Source organism: Streptococcus intestinihominis (assembly GCF_046824975.1).
Taxonomy (GTDB): Bacteria; Bacillota; Bacilli; order Lactobacillales; family Streptococcaceae; genus Streptococcus.
Genome location: NZ_JBKQBL010000001.1, coordinates 389,261 through 390,848 on the forward strand (window position 1 = coordinate 389,261; position 1,588 = coordinate 390,848).

Annotated in this window: 2 protein-coding genes; both read right to left on the minus strand. The window is 43.0% G+C overall.

The genetic code is table 11. The features are described from left to right. Nucleotides 1–809, minus strand: an 809-nt coding sequence (locus ACLOR3_RS02050; protein ID WP_412036945.1) for a GTP-binding protein, incomplete at its 3' end; no start/stop codon positions are given. A 265-nt stretch (nt 810–1,074) separates the two neighbouring features. Further along, nucleotides 1,075–1,545 carry a 30S ribosomal protein S7 gene (gene rpsG / locus ACLOR3_RS02055; protein ID WP_003003105.1) on the minus strand — a complete coding sequence of 157 codons (471 nt, stop codon included), beginning with the start codon at nt 1,543–1,545 and terminating at the stop codon, nt 1,075–1,077. Nucleotides 1,546–1,588 lie beyond the last annotated feature (43 nt).

Below are 1,588 nucleotides of genomic sequence, written 5' to 3' on the forward strand. Positions count from 1 at the left end.
ATCAATTGAACCCCTTTGTTCTTGAAGGCAGAACCACACAATACTGGGAAGAATTCAACATTGATAGTTGCTTTACGGATAGCAGCCTTCAATTCTTCGTTAGTGATTTCTTCACCTTCAAGGTATTTCATCATCAAGTCTTCATCAGTTTCAGCAACTGCTTCAACCAATTTTTCACGGTATTCTTGAGCTTGGTCAAGGTATTCAGCTGGGATATCTTCTTCAAGAATGTCTGTACCAAGGTCGTTGGTGTAGATTTCAGCTTTCATCTTGATCAAGTCGATGATTCCACGGAAGTCATCTTCTGAACCGATTGGCAATTGAATTGGGTGTGCGTTTGCTTGAAGACGATCATGAAGTGTGCTTACTGAGTAAAGGAAGTCAGCACCGATTTTATCCATCTTGTTCGCAAATACGATACGAGGAACACGGTATTCAGTTGCTTGACGCCAAACTGTTTCTGTTTGAGGCTCAACACCTGATTGTGAGTCAAGAACCGTTACAGCACCGTCCAAAACGCGGAGTGAACGTTGTACTTCGATCGTGAAGTCCACGTGTCCTGGTGTGTCGATGATGTTAACACGAGTGTCTTTCCATTGAGCGGTTGTCGCAGCAGATGTGATGGTGATACCACGTTCTTGCTCTTGCTCCATCCAGTCCATTTGTGACGCACCTTCGTGAGTTTCACCGATTTTGTGAATCTTACCAGTGTAGTAAAGGATACGCTCAGTTGTAGTTGTTTTACCAGCATCGACGTGGGCCATGATACCGATATTACGAGTTTTTTCAAGTGAAAATTCGCGTGCCATGAGGTTTTGTTCTCCTATATTTTTTATTTCTATACTATTATAACATGATTTAACAAAAACGGATAGGCAGGACCTACCCGTTCTCATTGTTTATCCTGTTTGATTTAGCTGATTTGAGCTCAATTGAACTCGGGCTAAAGTTAGTTAGCCGATTTGAGCCGGAACGGGATGCTGTGTGAAAAAGATAAACTTCCTTGTATTCATCGAATACTGCGTCAGTTTCCTATTTTCACTTTGCATTCTTTTCGTTCCTAGCATCATGATCTTACCAGCGGAAGTGTGCGAAGGCACGGTTAGCTTCAGCCATACGGTGAGTGTCTTCACGTTTCTTAACTGCTGCACCAGTGTTGTTTGCAGCATCCAAGATTTCTTTAGCAAGGCGATCAACCATTGTGTGCTCACCACGTTGACGAGCGATGGTTACCAACCAACGAAGTCCAAGTGTTGTACGACGTTCTGGACGAACTTCAACTGGGACTTGGTAGTTAGATCCACCAACACGACGTGCACGTACTTCAAGTACAGGCATGATGTTTTCCATTGCTGTTTCAAATACTTCAAGCGCGTCATTTCCAGTAGCTTCTTTGATTTGCTCAAAAGCACCATAAACGATTGAAGCTGCTGTACCACGTTTACCATCAAGCATAACGCGGTTGATAAGACGAGTAACTAGTTGTGAATTGTAAAGCGGATCTGGCAATACATCGCGCTTTGGAGCTCTATTTTTACGACTCATTTCTCTTTATCCCCTTTCCTTATGCTTTTGGACGTTTAGTACC